Origin of the sequence: Niallia tiangongensis (assembly GCF_044704065.1) — a bacterium.
GTDB lineage: Bacteria > Bacillota > Bacilli > Bacillales > Cytobacillaceae > Niallia > Niallia tiangongensis.
Genome location: NZ_CP162613.1, coordinates 825,408 through 845,955 on the forward strand (window position 1 = coordinate 825,408; position 20,548 = coordinate 845,955).

The 20,548-nt window shown below is 35.5% G+C and carries 17 protein-coding genes, 1 pseudogene and 1 riboswitch; of the genes and pseudogenes, 17 read left to right on the forward strand and 1 reads right to left on the reverse strand.

The features are described 5' to 3' along the window. Positions 1-40: 40 nt before the first annotated feature. Positions 41-280: a hypothetical protein gene (locus AB3U99_RS04090; protein ID WP_400245678.1), complete on the reverse strand. Its 240-nt coding sequence runs from the start codon at positions 278-280 to the stop codon at positions 41-43. 268 nt (positions 281-548) lie between these two features. Between AB3U99_RS04090 and AB3U99_RS04095 the strand changes: the two genes are divergently transcribed. The 17 genes and pseudogenes from AB3U99_RS04095 (at position 549) to AB3U99_RS04175 (ending at position 20,239) form a co-directional block, all read left to right on the forward strand. Further along, positions 549-1,499 (forward strand): ABC transporter ATP-binding protein, encoded by a 951-nt coding sequence (locus AB3U99_RS04095; RefSeq protein ID WP_400245680.1) that lies wholly within the window; start codon positions 549-551, stop codon positions 1,497-1,499. A gap of 3 nt (positions 1,500-1,502) precedes the next feature. Beyond that, on the forward strand, positions 1,503-3,017 hold the full coding sequence (opuFB, locus tag AB3U99_RS04100; protein WP_400245682.1) for an osmoprotectant update ABC transporter permease/substrate-binding subunit OpuFB: 1,515 nt from the start codon (positions 1,503-1,505) through the stop codon (positions 3,015-3,017). 63 nt (positions 3,018-3,080) lie between these two features. Next, the gene (locus AB3U99_RS04105) at positions 3,081-3,212 is read left to right on the forward strand and encodes a DUF1572 family protein (RefSeq protein WP_400245684.1); all 132 of its coding nucleotides are present in this window, start codon (positions 3,081-3,083) and stop codon (positions 3,210-3,212) included. A 408-nt stretch (positions 3,213-3,620) separates the two neighbouring features. Further along, entirely contained in the window at positions 3,621-4,454 is an 834-nt protein-coding gene (locus tag AB3U99_RS04110) for a phosphate ABC transporter substrate-binding protein (protein ID WP_400245686.1), read from the forward strand. A gap of 37 nt (positions 4,455-4,491) precedes the next feature. Further along, positions 4,492-5,406: a phosphate ABC transporter permease subunit PstC gene (gene pstC, locus AB3U99_RS04115; protein WP_400245688.1), complete on the forward strand. Its 915-nt coding sequence runs from the start codon at positions 4,492-4,494 to the stop codon at positions 5,404-5,406. Position 5,407: 1 nt separating this feature from the next. Further along, positions 5,408-6,232 carry a phosphate ABC transporter permease PstA gene (pstA, locus tag AB3U99_RS04120; RefSeq protein ID WP_400245690.1) on the forward strand — a complete coding sequence of 275 codons (825 nt, stop codon included), beginning with the start codon at positions 5,408-5,410 and terminating at the stop codon, positions 6,230-6,232. 18 nt (positions 6,233-6,250) lie between these two features. Beyond that, positions 6,251-7,084, forward strand: a complete 834-nt coding sequence (gene pstB / locus AB3U99_RS04125; protein ID WP_400245691.1) for a phosphate ABC transporter ATP-binding protein PstB — start codon at positions 6,251-6,253, stop codon at positions 7,082-7,084. Positions 7,085-7,096: 12 nt separating this feature from the next. Continuing rightward, on the forward strand, positions 7,097-7,756 hold the full coding sequence (phoU, locus tag AB3U99_RS04130; RefSeq protein WP_400245693.1) for a phosphate signaling complex protein PhoU: 660 nt from the start codon (positions 7,097-7,099) through the stop codon (positions 7,754-7,756). Between the two features lie 578 nt (positions 7,757-8,334). Next, positions 8,335-9,465 (forward strand): M20 family metallopeptidase, encoded by a 1,131-nt coding sequence (locus AB3U99_RS04135; RefSeq protein WP_400245695.1) that lies wholly within the window; start codon positions 8,335-8,337, stop codon positions 9,463-9,465. Positions 9,466-9,567: 102 nt separating this feature from the next. Next, positions 9,568-9,986 (forward strand): annotated as a pseudogene (locus tag AB3U99_RS04140) (VOC family protein). 401 nt (positions 9,987-10,387) lie between these two features. Beyond that, on the forward strand, positions 10,388-11,428 hold the full coding sequence (locus tag AB3U99_RS04145) for a substrate-binding domain-containing protein (RefSeq protein ID WP_400245697.1): 1,041 nt from the start codon (positions 10,388-10,390) through the stop codon (positions 11,426-11,428). After that, positions 11,429-13,189 carry a sensor histidine kinase gene (locus AB3U99_RS04150; protein ID WP_400245699.1) on the forward strand — a complete coding sequence of 587 codons (1,761 nt, stop codon included), beginning with the start codon at positions 11,429-11,431 and terminating at the stop codon, positions 13,187-13,189. It begins immediately after the preceding gene. 11 nt (positions 13,190-13,200) lie between these two features. Beyond that, a complete protein-coding gene (locus AB3U99_RS04155) occupies positions 13,201-14,823 on the forward strand; it encodes a response regulator (RefSeq protein WP_400245701.1) in 1,623 nt (540 codons plus the stop codon). 356 nt (positions 14,824-15,179) lie between these two features. Further along, entirely contained in the window at positions 15,180-16,277 is a 1,098-nt protein-coding gene (xylF, locus tag AB3U99_RS04160; protein WP_400245703.1) for a D-xylose ABC transporter substrate-binding protein, read from the forward strand. A gap of 75 nt (positions 16,278-16,352) precedes the next feature. Further along, the gene (locus tag AB3U99_RS04165) at positions 16,353-17,894 is read left to right on the forward strand and encodes a xylose ABC transporter ATP-binding protein (protein WP_400245705.1); all 1,542 of its coding nucleotides are present in this window, start codon (positions 16,353-16,355) and stop codon (positions 17,892-17,894) included. Beyond that, the gene (locus AB3U99_RS04170; RefSeq protein ID WP_400245707.1) at positions 17,869-19,029 is read left to right on the forward strand and encodes a sugar ABC transporter permease; all 1,161 of its coding nucleotides are present in this window, start codon (positions 17,869-17,871) and stop codon (positions 19,027-19,029) included. Before AB3U99_RS04165 ends, AB3U99_RS04170 begins: the two co-directional genes overlap by 26 nt. A 226-nt stretch (positions 19,030-19,255) precedes the next feature. After that, a complete protein-coding gene (locus AB3U99_RS04175) occupies positions 19,256-20,239 on the forward strand; it encodes a ketoacyl-ACP synthase III (RefSeq protein ID WP_400245709.1) in 984 nt (327 codons plus the stop codon). A gap of 153 nt (positions 20,240-20,392) precedes the next feature. Continuing rightward, positions 20,393-20,478: riboswitch (cyclic di-GMP riboswitch) on the forward strand. The last annotated feature ends 70 nt before the right edge of the window (positions 20,479-20,548 follow it).

The following is a 20,548-nucleotide window of genomic DNA, read 5'->3' on the forward strand; positions in this document are numbered from 1 at the left end:
CTCTTTTTGCGAGCGCTAATTTAAAGGAAAGACAACATTCTTATTTACTGCCGAAACTCCCAGAAAACTGCTTGACAATTGCTTGGATTTCCTCTAGTTTTTCTGGTTTAATGAGACTAATTATTTTAGGAAGAAATTCTGCAATATCACTTTGAGAAAAAGTGCCTTCATCTTGTTTTCGGAAGTTTTCGGTCAATATGGCTTTCGCTTCTTCCTCCTTTCCTTCTTGTACTCTTTGTAAAATAAAAGCTAAGAATTTTTCCTGTCCCTGCTTGTCCATTTTTTTCCTCCTAATAGTATGGATAATCTTTGATTTTTATAATCATAAGAGGTGTTCTCTAAAATAGTATTTTTATTTTGTAGGGATAGCATTCCATCCAAGCTATTCTTTTTTTTGAAAAGCTATGCCATGTTATGATTAATTTTAAATATGGGCAGACATGGTTATAGAATAAGATTCATATCTTCTAGTTAAGGAAATGTTAGGAGAGGTGCTTGACTCGAAACATGAAGAGTCCTATCAATTTAAATAAGGAGAACCAAATGCAATGATTAAATTTGAAAATGTATCAAAAAGATACAGCGATGGAACAGCTGCGGTTAATTCCATTGAATTTGAAATTATGGAAGGGGAGTTTTTTGTAATTATCGGACCAAGTGGCTGTGGGAAAACAACGACTTTAAAAATGATCAATCGTTTAATTCCTCTTTCAGATGGAACGATTTTTATTAACGGGAAAAAAATAAGCGAGTATGACATTCATGAATTACGTTGGAATATTGGCTATGTACTGCAACAAATTGCCTTGTTCCCACATATGACGATTGAGGAAAATATTGCGATAGTGCCCGAATTAAAACAGTGGGAAAGAACAAAAATCAAACAGCGAACCAATGAGCTTTTAGATTTGGTTGGTCTAGATCACAAAACATATGCTAATCGAAAGCCAAATGAGCTATCAGGAGGACAGCAACAAAGAGTAGGGGTTATTCGTGCCCTTGCCGCTGATCCGGAGATTATTTTAATGGATGAACCATTTAGTGCTTTGGATCCGATTAGCCGCGAAAAGTTACAAGACGATATGCTGGACTTAAAGAAAAATCTCAAAAAAACTACGGTATTTGTCACACATGACATACGAGAGGCTTTAAAACTAGCGGATCGAATTTGCATTATGGAAGAAGGGAAGGTTGTTCAGATTGGAACACCCCATGAGCTTATTACTAATCCAGTCAATGACTTTGTAAAAGATTTTGTCGGAAATAGATATGATAGTTGGAGTAATGATTTTCAGTTGGAGGACCTACTAGAACCAATTGTTGAAATAGAAGACCAACAAGTAAAGGCGTCTATGACCATATCGATGCAAGAACTAGTAGATATGCTAGTGGAGCATGAACAAGTAATGATTGAACGAGATGGAACACCAATTGGTTATATTAATCGTAGGTCGATGATGAAATATGTATCTTCTACGCTACTTCAGAAAGGGGTGTAAGGAATGAAGGAGCTAACACAAGTATTTCAGGACAGAAAGGCTGAATTAGCCAGTGCGTTGTTGGAGCATATTCAATTATCCTTTATCGCCCTTTTCTTTGCAGTAATTATTGCTATTCCGCTAGGTATTTATATTACTAGACATAAAAAGGTTGCAGAAGGGATAGTCGGTATCACATCGGTTATTCAAACGATCCCTTCTTTGGCGCTACTGGGTATGTTGATTCCCTTATTCGGGATTGGCAGAGTGCCAGCAATCATTGCTTTAGTAGCTTATGCACTGCTGCCAATTTTAAGAAATACATATACTGGAATTAAAGAAGTGGATTCGTCTTTAATAGAAGCAGCTCGAGCAATGGGGATGAATACACGAAGAAGACTATTCAAAATAGAAATCCCCCTTGCAATGCCAATTATCATGGCAGGAATTCGGACAGCCATGGTCTTAATTGTAGGGACAGCAACACTTGCAGCTTTAATTGGAGCAGGAGGACTGGGTGATATTATTTTACTAGGAATAGATCGCAATAATACAAATCTTATTCTCCTAGGAGCAATTCCAGCAGCATTGCTTGCCCTTCTGTTTGATTATTTATTGAAAAAATTTGAACAGCTATCCTATAAAAAAGCTTTTATTTCTGTTGGAGTAATTGCAATACTTTCGCTTCTCATCATCATAATGCCATTAATAGGGCAAAAGGATGAAAAAATTATTATTGCCGGAAAACTAGGCTCTGAGCCAGAAATCCTAATTAATATGTACAAAATTCTGATTGAAGATGAAACAGACCTTCAAGTAGAACTGAAGCCAGGTTTAGGAAAAACTTCCTTTGTATTTCAAGCACTTCAAACAGGAAGCATTGATCTTTATCCAGAATTTACAGGAACAGCTATTTCAGAGTTCTTAAAAGAAACGGCTACGAGCACAAATCGGGAAGAAGTCTATCAACAAGCAAGAGATGGAATGCTACAAAAATATCAAATGGCTATGCTGGAGCCGATGCAGTATAACAATACTTATGCACTAGCAGTTTCTAAGGATTTTGCAGACCAATTTAAGCTAGAATCTATCTCGGATTTGAAAGGGATAGAAGAGCAAATACATGCAGGCTTTACATTGGAATTTTCAGATCGGGAAGATGGCTATCAAGGTATTCAACAGCTTTACGATCTTATATTACCTAATCTTGTAACGATGGAGCCTAAATTACGGTATGTGGCAGTTGAATCAGGGGAAATCAATCTAGTGGATGCATACTCCACAGATAGTGAGCTACAGCAATACCAACTAAAGGTGCTAGAAGATGACCGAAATCTATTCCCGCCATACCAAGGCGCTCCTTTACTGAAAGAAGAAACAGCAAAAGCACATCCCGAGATGGTGGTAGCATTAAATCAATTAGCAGGAAAAATAAGCGATGATGATATGAGAAAAATGAATTATCAAGTAAATGTAGAAGGAAAAAGTCCTCGCGAGGTTGCGGAAGCGTATTTGAAGAAAGCGGGGATTGGTGAATAGGTAAGCAGTGTTTTCGTATAGATAAGGGTGTAAAAAAATTAGACACCCTCTTACTATTATCATGTGGGACAAATGGTGTATATCGGTAAGCAGCTAAAAGATAAGGAATGGAAGAGTCTCAATATTCCAAGAGGAAAATCGGAGGAGTACTTGAAACAAATCCATGCTAAGTACAAAGGAAGAGGTATGAATTAATAGGATTGGAGAGAAGGAAATTGTTCATTGTAAACGTTGAGGGTGCGATACGAAAAGAGAATAAGTGGCTAATAGTGGAAAGAAGTTTCCTATATGCTATGAAAATAAGAATACCAAAAGCAATAATAGTAAGTTATACCAGTTTAGATAAATAGAATATAGTGAAAAAAGATAGCGAGTGCATTTTGCTATCTTTTTTTGTGAACAATACAAATCATAGCTTTTAATTACACACCATTTCCTTTGCCTCTAAGGACAAATTTTACAAAAAATAACACAATATATATTGTTTTTAACGTAATTTACAAAACCTTTACATATAGACATTAGAATATTTACATTAGAGATTTATCATACTATTAGACAAGATATGACATAGAAAAGTTGCTATTCTTTTGGAGGTAAATCATGGTCATTATAAAAAAACTTAAAATGATATTCCTGTTACTGTCTATACTCGCTTTATTATCAGCATGTGCAAGTAAATCAGAAACAGAACAATCGACAAATGACGGTAAGCCAATATCGATTTCAGGATCTACTTCCGTTGGCCCCCTTGCTGAGAAATTAGCAGCAAAATATCATGAACACGATAATACAAAAATTGAAATAAATCAAATTGGATCTTCCGCTGGTATTACAAATGCAATAAGTGGTGTCTCAGAGATTGGGATGTCTTCTCGGGATTTAAAGGAAGATGAAAAGCAAAAATTAAAAGAAGTTGTAATTGCTTATGATGGAATTGTAGTAGTCACTCATCCGAGCAATAAAGTGAAAGATTTAACTTTAGAACAAGTAAAGCAAATTTTTACTGGTGAAGTGACGAACTGGAGTCAACTTGGTGGAGACGATATGGAGATTGTCGTTGTTTCTCGTGAGGATGGATCTGGTTCACGTGATGCCTTCCAAGAGATTGTAGGTTATAGCTCAGGCGAATTAATTAGAAACGCTATTATCGCAAGCGGGAATGGAAATATTAAAACAACGGTTGCAAATAATAAACATGCAGTTGGCTTTATTTCCTTTGAATATATTGATGATGCTATCTCGACAATCGATATTGATGGTGTAGAAGCTACGGCTGAAAATGTGTTAGCAAAAAAATATAGTTTATCACGACCGTTTTTGTTTGTTTATAAAGAAGGAGATTTAACTGCGAATGGACAGAAATTCATCGATTATATTCTAAGTGATGAAGGACAAAAGATTGCAGCAGAAGCAGGGGTAATCCCAATAAAGTAAAACAAAATCTTTAGAAGTAATCTTGGAGGAAAACAAAGTGTCTATTCAAACGACTGATAAGCAAGCCTCAGAGATGGGCAAGGCAAATAAGAGGAAATATATGTTTGAGAAGGTGTCAGCAAGAGTATTCTTGCTTTGTGCCCTTCTTTCCGTAATTAGCTTGTTATTAATTATTGGATTTGTATTTTATAAAGGGGCTCATCCTTTTATCGCTGAAGGATTTAGTTTTTTCGACTTTCTTTTTGGAGTAGACTGGGTGCCAAGTGAAGGGAAATTTGGGATTTGGCCAATGATTGTTGCATCCCTTTATGCGACAATTGGAGCACTAGTTATTGGCGTTCCAATTGGCTTGTTTACGGCAATCTTTCTCGCTGAAATAGCTTCAAAGCGGATAGCTAAAATTGTTTCACCAGCCATTCAGCTTTTAGCAGGTATTCCTTCCGTTTTATATGGTGTTTTTGGTCTAGCAATTATTGTTCCGTTTTTACAAAATACATTAGGCTTAGTAAAAGGTCAAAGCTTATTAGCTGTTATTTTAGTGTTAGCAATCATGATGCTGCCAACGATTGTTACAGTAGCAGAGACGGCGATTCGAGCTGTACCAAGAACATACCGCGAAGGATCTCTTGCTCTTGGTGTATCGGAAATCGGCACTATTTTTAAAGTCGTTGTTCCAGCAGCTAAATCCGGTATTATGACAGCTATTGTATTAGGATTAGGTCGAGCAATCGGAGAAACAATGGCGGTAATTCTAGTTGCTGGTAATAGTTTGATTGTCCCAACAAGCTTAACAGATAGTATTCGTCCATTAACAACAAACATTGCCCTTGAAATGGGCTATGCAGCAGGTACACATCAAGAAATGCTATTTGCAACCGGGATTGTATTATTCTCATTTATTCTAATCTTAAATTTTGTTTTAGCAAAAATTAGTACGAAGGGTGGCAAATAAGATGAGACAAATGAAAGATAACTTGTTACGTGGACTTCTTTGGTTTTCTGCCTTCTTATCCGTTGCCGTCCTCGTCATGATTGTTGGATATATTTTTTATAAAGGTGCGCACTTAATTAGCTTCGAGTTTATTTTTGGCGATTATTCCCCAACAGGTGGTGGCGGAATTTGGCCAATGATTGTAACAACTATCTATACGATCGTCATTTCTTTAATTATTGCAACACCGATTGGAATATTAGCAGCTGTTTATTTACAAGAGTATGCGAAGCAAGGACGATTGGTAAAAGTAATTCGATTTGCAACAGAAAGTTTAACAGGGATTCCCTCGATTATTTACGGTTTATTCGGGGCAGTATTCTTTGTAACAACCTTAAAATTAGGAATGTCTATTTTAGCGGCTTCCTTAACATTAACGATTATTGTCTTACCTGTTATCATTCGAACAACAGAGGAATCCTTAAAGACCGTTCCTCCAACCTATCGAGAAGGATCATTAGCCCTTGGGACAACAAGATTACAAACATTATATAAAGTTATTTTACCTAGTGCGATGCCAGGAATCTTATCAGGAATTATCCTTTCCATCGGTAGAATTGTTGGGGAGTCTGCCGCTATTTTCTTAACTGCAGGAACAGTTGCTGCAATGCCAGAGGGCTTGCTGTCATCTGCTCGTACTTTAACGGTTCATTCTTTTTTAGTGACACAAGAGTCTGGAGATATTGAACTCGCTGCTGCAGTAGGTATTGTTTTAATCGTAATAATCCTTGCTATCAACCTTATCGCCACATATATATCCAAAAAGTTGAACAAAGCAGACTACTAATTAATAAGGGGTATGTTTATGACTACAACAGTAACGGAAAAAAGTCAAAAGAAAACAGGAAAAGCATTTTTACAGGTAGGTCAAGAGGATACTACACCTGGAACATCAAAAATTAGTGTGAGGGATTTAAATTTATTTTACGGAGAAAAACAAGCATTGTTTGGAGTATCTCTTGATATTGAGGAAAAAAAGGTAACAGCTTTAATTGGACCTTCAGGCTGTGGGAAATCAACCTTCTTAAGAACATTGAATCGAATGAACGATTTAATTGACGGCGTAAAAATTGCTGGAGATATTGTCATTGATGGGGATAATATCTATTCTTCAAATGATGTAATTAAGCTCCGTACAAGAGTGGGCATGGTTTTTCAAAAGCCTAATTTATTCCCGATGAGTATTTTTGACAATGTAGCATATGGACCAAGAATGCAAGGTATTAAAAATAAGAAAGAATTAAATAAAATTGTCGAAGAGAGCTTGCGTGGTGCAGCGATTTGGGATGAAGTCAAAGACCGTTTGAAAACTTCTGCACTTGGTTTATCTGGTGGACAACAGCAGCGTGTATGTATTGCACGTGCGATTGCGATGAAACCAGATGTTATTTTAATGGATGAACCTACTTCTGCCTTAGATCCAATTTCCACATTGAAGGTAGAAGAGCTGATTACAAAAATGAAAAAAGATTATACAATTGTTATTGTGACACACAATATGCAACAAGCAGCAAGAATTTCAGACAAAACTGCCTTTTTCTTAAATGGTGAAGTAGTAGAGTATGATGAAACGAATAAGATTTTTTCTACACCAAGAGATCAGCGCACAGAAGATTATGTAACAGGTCGCTTTGGATAATAGGAGGAACTAATGGTCATTCGAGAGAATTTTGAGAAGAAGCTAGAAGAGTTAAAGGGTAAAATTAAAGAAATGGGTGAAATGTCGATTGCTTCTTTGGAAGAGGCATTTGATGCTTTAAAAGCGCAAGATGTGGAAATTGCTTTAAAGGTAATGGAAGAGGATAACGACATTGATAATCTAGAATCTGAAATTAATCATTTTGCGATTTGGCTAATGGCGAAAGAACAGCCAGTTGCAAGAGATTTACGTGTCGTAATTGGCGTTATTAAAATTTCCTCTGAAATTGAACGGGTAGCAGACTTTGCAGTAAACATTGCAAAAGCAACAATTAAGATTGGAAAAGCAACATCTCGTTTAGAGTTAACACATCTAGAAAAAATGAAGGAAATATCAGTTGAAATGCTGAAAAAAGCGATCCAATCCTTTATAGAAGAAGATATTGTCCTTGCGAAAGAAATCAGTAAGTTAGAAGATGAAGTAGATGATTATTATTTAGAAACATATAAGAAACTGACAGCATACTTAAGTGAGCATCCAGAAGAAACGAATCAGCTTGTCCAATTATTATTTATCAATCGCTATTTGGAAAGAACTGCTGACCATATTACAAATATGGCGGAAAGCACAGGGTATTTGATTAAAGGAAAAATATATGATTTCAATTCTTAACAAGTAAACGGCAAAAAGAGGCTGGGACAAAACTAAATAGCCAACCTGTAAAGACGAACAATCCTTAATTTAGCTCTTAAAAAAAGGCTACTTTTTCATGCTAGTTATTTATGATTTTAAATATAGTCAGTGTAAAAATTAATTCGTTTTAAAGATTGTTTTTCTATAAACAATTATGGAAATAGAAAAAATTAATGAATTGGAAAGACGGAGCAGCCTGAATACACGTAGACTCCTATGGGAGCTGCGAGAAAGTCCGAGACCCTGCAGGAACTTAAGTGACGAAGCGGCTCGGCGCTCGCCCCATGGAAAGCGAAGTGTATTCAGGCTGCGGATAATAACACCATCTTTACTGAAACATCCTTTTATAAACCGATATAAACCCGAACAATCATATGGAACTATCGTATGGTTGTTCGGGTTTATCTATGGCTGGAATACTTATGTCCCAGCATCCTTTTGTCGTTTTAATTGGTAATAACGATCGCTTTTTGCATTTTGAATTTTTAGATATTTCTGATAAAGTAAGAGGTGTATATAAGATTATTTATAAGTAGCAGATAAAGGGAGGTAGAGGAATGCAGGGGTATTTTGAAAAAGAAAAGGAAAATATGCTTCACTTGCTTGAGAGAATAGTAAATATAGATAGTGGTTCCTATCAGAAAACAGGAGTGGATAAAGTAGGAAACATTTTAATCAAAGAATTTGCACAGCTTGGATTTATTGCGGACGTGCACGAGGTTCCTGATAAAGGGAATAATATCGTATTAAAGCATGAAGAGGCAACGAATCCAAGCATTTTATTAATTGGGCATATTGATACAGTTTTTCCCGCTGGCACAGTTGCAAAACGCCCATTTAAAGTAGAAGGGGATCATGCTAAAGGTCCAGGCGTTTTTGATATGAAGGCAAGTCATGTAATGACACTGTATGCTTTAAAATGCTTAATTTCTCAAAATAATGATGCATATAAAAATGTCTATATTATTATTAATACAGATGAAGAAATAGGTTCTATTGTATCGCGGGAATTGATAGAAGCTACTGCAAAGAAAGTGGAGCATGTGTTCATTATGGAGCCTGCCGATCTAGATGGAAATGTGGTGACTGGCCGTAAAGGTGGCGGCAAATTCTTTTTGAAAATATACGGAAAATCAGCACATTCCGGTGTTGCACCAGAGAAAGGAGCAAGTGCTATTCAAGAGCTTGCATTAAAAATTGTTCAATTACATGAATTAACGAAATGGAAAGGTATTCATGTAAATGTAGGTTTAGTGAGCGGTGGTCAATCTGTTAATACAATTGCCCCCTTTGCAGAAGCTGGAATTGACTTGCGTTTTGAAACACAGGAACAGGGAGAATTTGCTCAAGCAAAAATTTTAGAAATTTGTAGCTTTACGGAAACTCCAAATACTCGTATGGAAATCAGCGGAGGGATTACTCGACCCGCTTGGAAAACGGATGAAAGTCAGCATGAATTACTTTTATTAATGAAAGATGCTGCTTCTGAATTAAATATAGATTTAGGAACTACCTATAGTGGTGGTGGTTCAGATGGCAACTTCACAGGAAATATGGGGGTTCCTACAATAGATGGTTTAGGACCAAGGGGGGGAAATGCACACCAAGACGATGAGTTTATGGTTATTTCTTCACTAAGTGAACGTGGGCAATTATTAGTAAAAGTGTTGGAAAAATTAAACAAATAGAAATAGCAAGATAGTATAGAACAGAAAAAGGTTGCCTTGAAAGAAATTTGGCAAGAATAATTGGAAGCAGATACATATAAAAAATTTGAAGAGGTGTTCTTAATGATATTAGGAGTTCATGCTTATTTAAGAATGAATGGAAATAGCAAAGGAAGCAGTGAAATTTTATGAAAATGCATTAGAGGCAGAAAACCTTGGAGTTCAAACGTATAGAGACTTGCCCGAAAATCCTGAATTTCCACTTTCGGAGGAAGCAAAAGATCGTGTTGTACATGCGCAATTAAGAATAGGTAATACATTTCTTATGTTATCCGACAATACCATACCAAGTTGGTTCACAAGTGGATGTAGCAGTTCTCTTAAATAATCCAGAAAAAACAAAAGAAGTATATGATAAACTTTTAGATGGTGGAGAAGTAGTAATGCCTCTTCAAGAAACACCTTGGAGTCCATCTTACGGACAAGTTAAAGATAAATTTGGCATTGCGTGGCAGATTTCCACAATTGTAGAAGGACAATAAATATATTGTGGCAAGTCCTATAAAGAGGAAAGACGTAAAAAAAGAATATGGAAAAGACCTTCATCTTTTGCCAGTTAGGGGTCTTATCCTTTTAAAGTCACCAATTCAGATGAAATGGTGACTTTAATATTGACAAAAGTAATGAAAAAAATAGAAAATATTGTTAACAGATATGTTATTTCATCGTATTATTGGAATGAGCTAATTCTAAAAAAACCTTCAAATGAAATCATCCTGATCCAATCCAAAGCTGTTTCTTTGATTTTTACTAATGATTATTTTGGTAGCGATTTCATTTTTTCTTCACTTAAGATTTATCACAACGATTTGAATATCCTTTCTGTATTGTTTTTTTCGATTAAAAGCTAGACAAATTTACAATTAGGTTAGGAGAAGAAAGCATGAGAAATAAAGGCTATATGCTGTTAATCATTTTGCTTATATTCGTTAGTGCATGTGAAAATAGACACTCTAATAGTATTCGTATATCCAAAAATAATCCACAAGGAAACCTAGTCTATAAAGAGTCATTACCTAATCAGGATAAGGAAAAGATTATTTCCTTTGTGACAAAATCACTTGATAACCCTGTTTTCATAGAAGCAAAGGAAGAAGCGGAACGAGTAAGCTTACAGTTAGGGATAAAGATGGAATGGTTAGCCCCAATGACAGTTGATAGCAAAGAACAAGAAAATATAGTAGAGAGCTTAATCGAAAGAAAAGTAGATGGCATTGTTATTAGTGTATTAGATACAAAGAAAATGACTCCACTCATCAATAAAGCTGTATCAGAAGGGATTAAAGTGGCAACTTTTGATTCAGATGCTCCTAAAAGCAATCGGGCATTTTATGTAGGTACCGATAATTATGAACTTGGAAAGGTTAGCGGCAAATCATTGGTGAAAATAGTAAATGAAAATAATAAAAATAAACGGCCATTGAAGGTATTGATTATGACTGGGGTCAAAGAAAGTGTCAATATGCAAGAGAGAATCGAAGGCTTTAAAAAGGCAACAGAAGAATTAGATTTAGAGATTGTTGATATAGTAGAATCCTTCGATGACATTAATCGTGCTTCTGAGTTACTTGAGAATTATGTAAAAGAAAATCCTGATTTTGATTTGTTTTTCAGTGCTGGAGCATGGCCTCTATTTTCTCCTCCAGAAGGAATGATATCGTATAAAAAATGGAAAGAAAATGGCGGAATAGCTGTTATTGTGGATACTTTCTATCCGATTGTATTCGCTGCTAATAAAGGATTAGCAGATGCGTTAGTCGGGCAAAACTTTAAAGAGATGGGACGCCTTAGTGTTGAAAATATGTATAAATTAATTAACGGGGAAGAAGTAAAAGAGACCATGATATACACGGGGTTAGAGTTTGGCAATCCTAATAATTACGAAGAGTTGCTAAAAAGAAAAAAGCCATGGGAGATTAAATAGATGGAAAAATGGCTGAAATGGATTGATTTTTATAGCATCCGAACAAAAATGATTGTCTGTTTTTTAGCGCTGAGCCTTATTCCATTATTAATTCTTGGATATCTTTCTTATCAATATTACATAAATGATCTCCAAAATAGTGTCAATGTCTATACAAACGAGGTAATAGAACGCGTGGATAAAAATATAGAGACCTACATTTTGGATATCGAGAATATTCTAGAAATCTATGATGACTATTATACGATTCAGTATTTAAGGTTAAATGAGGCAGGAGACATCGATGGGATACAGAAATATACGGTTCGATTATGGGAAACGATTCAACTAATCAAAAACATGAAATCTGATTTAGTGGATATAAGAATTATCTCATATAAAGGAGAGACAATCAGCGCTCAAGGTGTATATTGGAGTGATGTGAATGACCCTTTTTTTGCGAATATGAGAAATGCTGATGAGGGGGAATTTGTAGTGAAATCACCTTATAACGACATGTTTAATCGTAATGTATTTTCCATCGGCAAGAAAATTCTATCTCCTAGTTTAAGTGAACCAGCTTATTTATGTATCGATATTGATGTGAGTTTATTGAATCGAATTGTAAACGATATCAAACTCGGAGAAAAAGGATATGTCTACTTTACGGATAGATCGGGAGAGGTTAGTTTTTTTCCAGTAGATACAAGTCATCCTAAGTTTATAAAGGAATTAATTACGAATGATAGATTGCTAATGTCAGAGAAAGGATCCTTTGAAGAAACGGTAAAGGGTAATCATTATTTAGTTAACTTTAAGCAATCAGAAATTACTGGCTGGAATATTATAGGGGTTACCTATGCAGATGATGTGAATGCTGATATTAATAAAATTCGCCAGTTAACCCTTGTCATTGCTGTTGGTAGTCTTATTGTTGTTGTGTTAATCAGCGTTTATTTAACGAATATCTTAACCAATCCTATCCGCGATTTGCGGAGAACAATTAAACAATTTGCAGATGATAATTTAGACATGCGGGCACAAGTAAAAACCAAAGATGAAATAGGGCAATTAGCTAGCAGTTTCAATGAGTTAATGAATCGGATTCAATGGCTAGTTCAGAAAACAAGGGATGATCAAGTGAAAATTCGCAAAATAGAGATGAAGGCACTGCAAGAATTAATAAAACCCCATTTTGTCTATAATACATTAGATTCGATTATCGGATTATTAGAGGAAGATCGAATTGAAGAGGCTTTGGATTTAATAGAAGCACTAGGGATGTTTTTTCGAACATCGCTAAGTCATGGAAAGGATGTCATTCTTATAGGGGCTGAAGTAGAACATATTAGAAACTATTTTTCCATACAGAAATTTCGTTTTTTTAATAAATTTGATACAAGGGTGGAAATAGACGAAGCTATCTTGAATTATGAAACAGTCAAACTGATTTTACAGCCATTGGTGGAGAATGCGATTTATCATGGTGTGCGGTTGATGAAGAAGAAAGGGTTAATTGAAATTAAAGGGAAGAAAAAGGACGGTGTGGTTATTCTGGAAGTAGTCGATAATGGGCTTGGCATGACTGCTGAAAAGGTAAAACATATTAATAATGTATTAACAGGAATAGAGAAGATTGAGGATGAAAATGAATATTTTGGTATTAGAAATGTAAATGAGCGAATAAAGCTAACCTATGGAAATGAGTACGGAATTTATTTTGAAAGTAAACAAAACGAAGGAACATCTGTAACAGTTATTTTACCGATTGTAGAAATATGAGGGGGAATACTATGTTTAATTTATTGGTTGTAGAAGATGAAGATATGATTCGTCATAAAATAATCAATAATACGGATTGGTTGAGCCATGGTTTCCAACAAGTATTTGAAGCGGAAAATGGTTCGGAAGCAGTCGAAATATTAGCAAAGTCCCAAATTGATATTCTTATTACCGATATTAAAATGCCTATAATGGATGGCATCCAATTAACGAAACATGTAAAAGAGTTTTATCCGCAAATAAAGGTGATCATTATTTCAGGGCATGCTGATTTCGACTTTGCAAGAAAGTCTATCACCTTAAAGGTTTGTGAGTATATGCTCAAACCCTTTCAATCGAAGAATCTATTAAAACTCGTTTTAAGTGTGAAGAAAGAACTAGTTCGTGATAAGGGGGAACAAGAGAATGTTGAAGAAATGCGAAAACAATTGAGAGAAAACAGACGCTCTTTAAGAGAGAAGCTAATTCAGAATTTACTTACCAATTGCTTTGTAGGAAATCTAGAGAATGACTTGAAATATGTAGAAATGGATCATCTTAAGAATACCCCTTTTTTTGTTGCTGTAATAAATTTGGAACAGTTTCAAGAATGTAAAAGTGCTAAAGAGGAGGAAGAAAAGTATCTTTATAATTTATCCATATATAAACGGCTTTCTTATATGATGGATACGGAATGGGCACTAACTGCAAAAGATGATCGGATTGAAAAGGGGTATATCCTGAATTATAAAATAGATCAAATTGTGTTAATTATATTCCAAGATATTCTGCACGTTAGTCGCCAATTAGAAAAGGTTATTTCAAATGAGGGGAAGGAAAAAGGATTCTTCTTAACAATAGGTATAGGAAATAGTTATAATCAATTGTTAGATTTACACTTATCTTACGAAGAAGCATGTTCAGCAGCTGCATTAAGTAGAATTCATGGACCAGGTGGAGTGTATTTCTTTTATGATATTAGTATGGATCATGCTCATTACAGCAAGCAATTACAAAAGATAGTGGATCATAAAATTTACAGTGACTTAAAATCAGGTGACTTTGAAGAAGTAAAAAAGGATGTAGCTGAACTGCTTGCAGAGCTAAAGAACTCGGGTATTCCTTATGAAGCAGTATCTACAGCCATTAATAATATTTTATTGATGTCCTGTAAAACAATTAATGAATTAGGATATGATGTGAATGAGATATTTGGAGAAGCGGGACTTTCTTTCTATTTCAAACGAGACAATAATTTTACATATAAAGAATTAGAGAATCGCTTATATTCTTTCTATTCGACGATTCATACGTTTATTGAATCGAAACGTGGTAATCGTACAGAAAGGCTAATCGTTGAAATGAAGCATTATATGAATGAAAATTATGCAGATAATATTTCATTAACAAGCCTATCTCGCGAATTTAATATTAGTCCAAGTTATTTAAGTATATTGTTTCGAGAAATCACCTCCGAACATTTCAGTGATTATTTAACGAACTTACGCATACAAAAGGGGAAAGAGCTATTAAAGAATACGGATTTACGGATTAAGGAAATCGCCTCTCAGATTGGATATAGAGATGCATATTATTTTAGCTCGGTATTTAAAAAAGTTACGGGTGTAAATCCAACACAATATCGGGAGGAATGAAAATTTGAATAAAGATTATCATTCTTTCAAATAAAGAAATCGCTCCAATTCAGCTACTATGTTTTGGGTGATTTTTTTGTTTTTAAAAAGATTTATAAGAAAGGTGAATTTCGTAAAATATTAAAGGATTATAAAATATATTCCATTTTCAATGTGTATGAAAAAATATATCCTTTTTATGAAAGCGTTTTTATAATTGGTTTAAAGGAGGGAATGGGAGCAAGTAATGTGCATTCATCAACGCGTTTAAATCAACTTTATGTCGATTTCATACTGGGCAATCAATCTATCTTAACTGAACATGCATTAGGATTTATATCTTATCAATTATTAAATAAATAGGGGGAATTTTTTTTATGAAGAAATGTAAAGGTTTTCTTTCGTTCTTACTTGTTTTATCGCTAATGTTTATTATGGCTGCATGTGGTCAGGATGCAAATGGTACTGCAGCAAATGATAAAGGAAATAAGGATCAAGGGGAAGCAGAGAAAGAACAGATTACCATTGGTCTTTCCGTCTCTGATTTAACACTCGAGCGTTGGCAGCATGACCGTGATTTTTTTGTTGATAAAGCAGAAGAGTTGGGAGCAGATGTTTTAGTACAATCCGCAAATGGTGATGAAGCAAAACAATTATCTCAAATACAAAATATGCTTTCACAAGGTGTTGATGTACTAGTGATTATCGCTATTAATTCAGATGCCTTGTCAACAGTAGTCGATCAAGCAAAGGCGGAAGGTATTCCTGTTTTAGCATATGACCGATTAATTAATGGAACCGATATTGATGCCTACGTTTCCTTCGATAATGTGCGTGTTGGGGAAATGCAAGCAGAATATCTTGTAGAAAAAGCACCTTCTGGAAATTACTTCCTTATGGGAGGGTCGCCAACGGATAATAATGCCAAGATGTTTAGAGAAGGGCAAATGAATATTATTCAACCACTTGTTGATAAAGGGGATATTGAAATCGTTGGCGATCAGTGGGCAAAAGATTGGGATGCGAACGAAGCTTTGAAAATTATGGAAAATGCTTTAACCGCAAATAAAAACGATATCGATGCAGTAGTAGCCTCTAATGACAGTACTGCTGGTGGAGCGATTCAGGCCTTAGAAGCACAGGATCTTGCTGGAAAAGTAGTTATCTCAGGGCAGGATGCTGACTTAGCAGGGGTTCAGCGTATTGCAGAGGGTGTTCAAACAATGACTGTGTATAAACCAATTCAGGCAATTGCAACTAAGAGTGCTGAAGTAGCTGTTCAGTTAGGAAAGGGAGAGAAAGTGTCATCAGACTCCACTGTTAATAATGGAAAAATAGATGTGCCATTTATTAAATTGGACCCAATTAAAGTAGGGAAAGAGAATATTGTGGAAACAGTAATAAAGGATGGATTCCACTCTTATGATGACGTTTATAAAAATGTTCCAGAAAATGAACGTCCAGATCGTCCGTAAAATCTTTAGCTATTTCAATCCAAAAAAGGGAGAGCAGCTCTGCTTTCCCCTGACTAATAGGTGGTGAAACCAATAATGGACACATACGCACTTCAAATGAAAGGGATTATCAAAGAATTCCCAGGTGTTAAGGCATTAGATAACGTGAGTTTCTCCGTTCGAAAGGGAGAAATTCATGCACTTTGCGGAGAAAACGGCGCGGGTAAATCAACATTAATGAAAATTTTAAGTGGGGTTTATCCACATGGAACATACGACGGTCAAATCATCATTAATGGGCAAAATGTACAATTTAAATCCATTAAAGAATCCCAAGAGGCTGGGATTGGCATCATTTATCAAGAGCTTGCTCTCGTTGGCGAAATGTCTGTGGCAGAGAATCTGTTCCTTGGTCATGAGCTCATGAGAAAAAAGGTGATCAATTGGAACGTAATATTTGTGGAGGCACAAAAATGGCTAGATCATATCGGATTGAATATTGACCCACAAATGAAGGTTTCTGATTTAACGGTTGGTAAACAACAATTAGTAGAAATTGCTAAAGCTTTAACGAAAAAGACAAATATACTGATTTTGGATGAACCAACTGCTGCATTAACAGAAAGTGATGTTGAAATTTTAATAAACCTGTTGCAGGACTTACGTTCACAAGGAGTTACGTGCATCTATATTTCTCATAAACTAGGAGAAGTTATGTCACTCGCGGATTCCGTGACAATCTTAAGGGATGGCCAGACAATTAGTACGAATTCAATAGAAGAGTTATCAGAGGATAAAATCGTAACAAAGATGGTGGGGAGAGAATTAACAGAACTGTTTCCATACGAGGAACATGCCATTAGTAAAGAAAGTATTTTAGAAGTTAAAGATTATTCCGCATATGATGAGCAAGGAAATAAACTAATTGATCAAGTGTCCTTTTCGCTTAAAAAAGGAGAAATTTTAGGCTTTTCAGGTTTAATGGGAGCAGGCAGATCGGAATTATTTATTAGTCTCTTTGGCGGGTTTAAGGGCAGAAAAGAAGGAACGGTCATCATTGATGGAAAAGAAACAAACATCCAAAAACCTGCTGATGCGATCAAAGAAGGCTTAGCATATGTTTCAGAGGACCGGAAACGCTACGGACTTGTTTTAGGGATGGACATAACGAAGAATACGACCCTTGCTGCTTTAAATAAAGTTATTAAGTTAAATATTATTGATCAGGCATTAGAAGTAAAAAGGGCGACAGATATAACAGAAAAAATGAAGCTAAAAGCCCCAAGCCTAGAAGCGAAGGTTGGACAACTAAGTGGTGGAAATCAACAAAAAGTAGTTTTAAGTAAATGGCTATTAAATAATCCGAAAATATTAGTTCTTGATGAACCAACAAGAGGAATTGATGTTGGAGCAAAATACGAAATCTATAAGATTATTAATGAGCTTGTCCAACAAGGGGTAGGCATTATTATTATTTCCTCTGAATTACCCGAAGTATTAGGCATGTCGGATAGAGTGCTTGTTATGGCAGAAGGACGGATTTCCGGCGAGTTTTTACGAGGAGAAGCTACACAAGAAAAAATTATGACATGTGCAACAGGAGGGAAGAAAAATGAATATTCAGCATCAAACAGTTGAAGAAAGCAAGAAAAGAGAGCTAAGCTTTAAATTTGATATGCAATCTTACACCCTCATCATTGCCTTAGTATTAATTGCCCTAATATTTGGCTTTTTCACTGGTGGTGAATTTCTCTCTTCCAGAAATATCTCTAACTTATTTACCCAAATGTCTGTTATTTCTGTTCTTGCTATTGGGATGACATTAATTATTGTAGCAGGTCATATTGATTTATCGGTTGGAGCATTAGTAGGATTAACGGGAGGAATCGCTGCTATTCTACAAGTCTGGTATGATTGGAACACCTTGTTAGTGGTGCTTAGTGCTGTGATTGTAGGAGCCCTTTTTGGATTGTGGCAAGGATGGTGGGTTGCTTATCGCGCTGTTCCAGCCTTTATTGTTACATTAGGAGGAATGCTGATTTTTCGGGGGATTTTAATTGGTTTAAGTAAGGGGCAAACTGTTGCTCCAATGAGTGATAGCTTTAAAAAAATTGGAACCAGCTATTTCCCATATATACCGGGATATATTCTTGCATTAGTAAGCATAGCTCTATTAGTCTTTTGGACGATTCAAAACCGTGCGAAGAGAAAAAGTATGGGATTGATGATTCCTACTGCAAAGGTTGATTACGGCAAGGTTGCTATCTATTCTTTCTTTATTCTATTAGCAACCTATATGTTAAATCGTTATTTAGGTATCCCAATTCCGATATTAATTGTTTTAGCATTAGCAGCTATTTTCATCTTTATATCAAATAAAACGCCATTTGGCCGTTATGTCTATGCCATTGGTGGAAATCAAGAGGCAGCTGCACTGTCTGGAATTAATATTAAACGAAATACGCTGTGGGTTTTTATTACCATGGGTGGTCTTGCTGGTGTTGCGGGTGTTCTTTTGACAAGTAGATTAAATGCAGCAACGGTAAGTGCAGGTAATATGTATGAGCTTGATGCAATTGCGGCCTGCGTTATCGGCGGTACTAGTCTTATTGGCGGGAAAGGGAAAATTGTAGGGGCGCTCATTGGTGCTTTAATTATGGCAAGTATTGATAATGGAATGAGTATGATGAATATCCAAACTTTTTGGCAGTATATAGTAAAAGGGCTAATTTTAATTGTTGCCGTTTGGCTTGATATTTCAAGTAAGAAATAAAAGACAATATATTGGTCATAATAGGAATAGAAGGAATCCTCATCTTATTAAAAGGGTGAGGATTTTTTTTATGATGAAATAGGTAAACCAAATGAAGTAGAAAAACATATTCTAAAGGGAGATGAACGAAATCTTTTAAACAAAGGGAATAGTTTGAGTATAAATTAGTACCAGGTAATAGTAATTGGTGTTAATATATAAGAAAATGAATGATGAGGTGATGTGAATGTCAACTTCCAAAGCACGTATTACAGCAATAGGTTCATACGTTCCAGAACGTATTTTAACAAATAATGATTTAGAAAAAATGGTTGATACGAACGATGAATGGATTGTAAAACGAACCGGTATCAAGGAAAGAAGAATAGCTAATGATAAGGAGTTTACCAGTGATCTTAGCTATAAAGCAGTACTCGATTTAATGGAACGATATGATAAAACGGTTGATGATGTAGATTTAATTATTGTTTGCACCATGACTCCTGATTATAAAACGCCAAGTGTTGCTTCCAGTCTGCAAGCTAAGCTAGGGATAAAAAATACGGGAGCAATTGATTTAAATGCTGCCTGTGCAGGATTTGCATATGGTCTGCATGTTGCAAATGGAATGATTACATCAGGATTAAATAGAAAAATCCTTGTTGTAGGAGCAGAAACATTATCAAAAATTACAGATTTCACAGATCGTACGACTTGTATTCTTTTTGGCGATGGAGCAGGGGCATTACTTGTAGAATATGATGAGGATCAACCAAGCTTTATCTCTTCCCATATAGGATCTGAAGGAGAAGGTGGTCAACATTTATATTGTACAAATCTGGCTATTCAAATGAATAGCATTGACTTACTGGGGAATGGCTGTATTGTCCAAAATGGCAGAGAAGTCTATAAATGGGCTATTAAAACAGTTACTAATGGCATGAAAACTGTTGTAGAAAGAGGAAACCTTAACCTAGATGCGGTAGATTGGTTTGTTCCTCATAGTGCAAATTTAAGAATGTTAGAATCGATTTGTGAGAAGAGTAATTTTCCTATCGAACAAACCCTATATAGCTTAGTTCATTATGGGAATACTTCCTCTGGTACTATTCCATTGTCATTGGATATAGGTGTGAAAGAGGGGAAATTAAAATCCGGTGACCATGTATTATTATATGGTTTTGGCGGTGGTCTAGCACATGCAGGATTATTGATTAAATGGACAGTTTAAAAAACAGGATAAAATTAGTAATAGCATAGGGGGATGATAAAGTAGTATAATTACTTCTGCGTATATCATCTATCCTATCAAGGAAGGAGTTCAGCAGATGGACTCTCTTTTTTTCTATGTTTTTTTATGAAACAGAGGATATGAATAAAGTTTCTACGAAAATGGCAAACCTATTGAAAGCTAGGGACGCAAAGTCACAGACCTAAGGCAGCATAAGCTAAGGTGGCTGGATTATCGAAAAGATGGTTCATCCACCTTTTTAAGGTGGATTTTTTTTATTAGGAAAAATTGTAATCAGAAGGAAAAGGA

Excerpts from the sequence above, each read along its gene's own strand:
- AB3U99_RS04090 (WP_400245678.1), bottom strand. The coding sequence starts at position 280 with ATGGACAAGCAGGGACAGGAAAAATTCTTAGCTTTTATTTTACAAAGA.
- AB3U99_RS04095 (WP_400245680.1), top strand. The coding sequence starts at position 549 with ATGATTAAATTTGAAAATGTATCAAAAAGATACAGCGATGGAACAGCT.
- opuFB (WP_400245682.1), top strand. The coding sequence starts at position 1,503 with ATGAAGGAGCTAACACAAGTATTTCAGGACAGAAAGGCTGAATTAGCC.
- AB3U99_RS04110 (WP_400245686.1), top strand. The coding sequence starts at position 3,621 with ATGGTCATTATAAAAAAACTTAAAATGATATTCCTGTTACTGTCTATA.
- pstA (WP_400245690.1), top strand. The coding sequence starts at position 5,408 with ATGAGACAAATGAAAGATAACTTGTTACGTGGACTTCTTTGGTTTTCT.
- pstB (WP_400245691.1), top strand. The coding sequence starts at position 6,251 with ATGACTACAACAGTAACGGAAAAAAGTCAAAAGAAAACAGGAAAAGCA.
- phoU (WP_400245693.1), top strand. The coding sequence starts at position 7,097 with ATGGTCATTCGAGAGAATTTTGAGAAGAAGCTAGAAGAGTTAAAGGGT.
- AB3U99_RS04135 (WP_400245695.1), top strand. The coding sequence starts at position 8,335 with ATGCAGGGGTATTTTGAAAAAGAAAAGGAAAATATGCTTCACTTGCTT.
- AB3U99_RS04145 (WP_400245697.1), top strand. The coding sequence starts at position 10,388 with ATGAGAAATAAAGGCTATATGCTGTTAATCATTTTGCTTATATTCGTT.
- AB3U99_RS04150 (WP_400245699.1), top strand. The coding sequence starts at position 11,429 with ATGGAAAAATGGCTGAAATGGATTGATTTTTATAGCATCCGAACAAAA.
- AB3U99_RS04155 (WP_400245701.1), top strand. The coding sequence starts at position 13,201 with ATGTTTAATTTATTGGTTGTAGAAGATGAAGATATGATTCGTCATAAA.
- xylF (WP_400245703.1), top strand. The coding sequence starts at position 15,180 with ATGAAGAAATGTAAAGGTTTTCTTTCGTTCTTACTTGTTTTATCGCTA.
- AB3U99_RS04165 (WP_400245705.1), top strand. The coding sequence starts at position 16,353 with ATGGACACATACGCACTTCAAATGAAAGGGATTATCAAAGAATTCCCA.
- AB3U99_RS04170 (WP_400245707.1), top strand. The coding sequence starts at position 17,869 with ATGAATATTCAGCATCAAACAGTTGAAGAAAGCAAGAAAAGAGAGCTA.
- AB3U99_RS04175 (WP_400245709.1), top strand. The coding sequence starts at position 19,256 with ATGTCAACTTCCAAAGCACGTATTACAGCAATAGGTTCATACGTTCCA.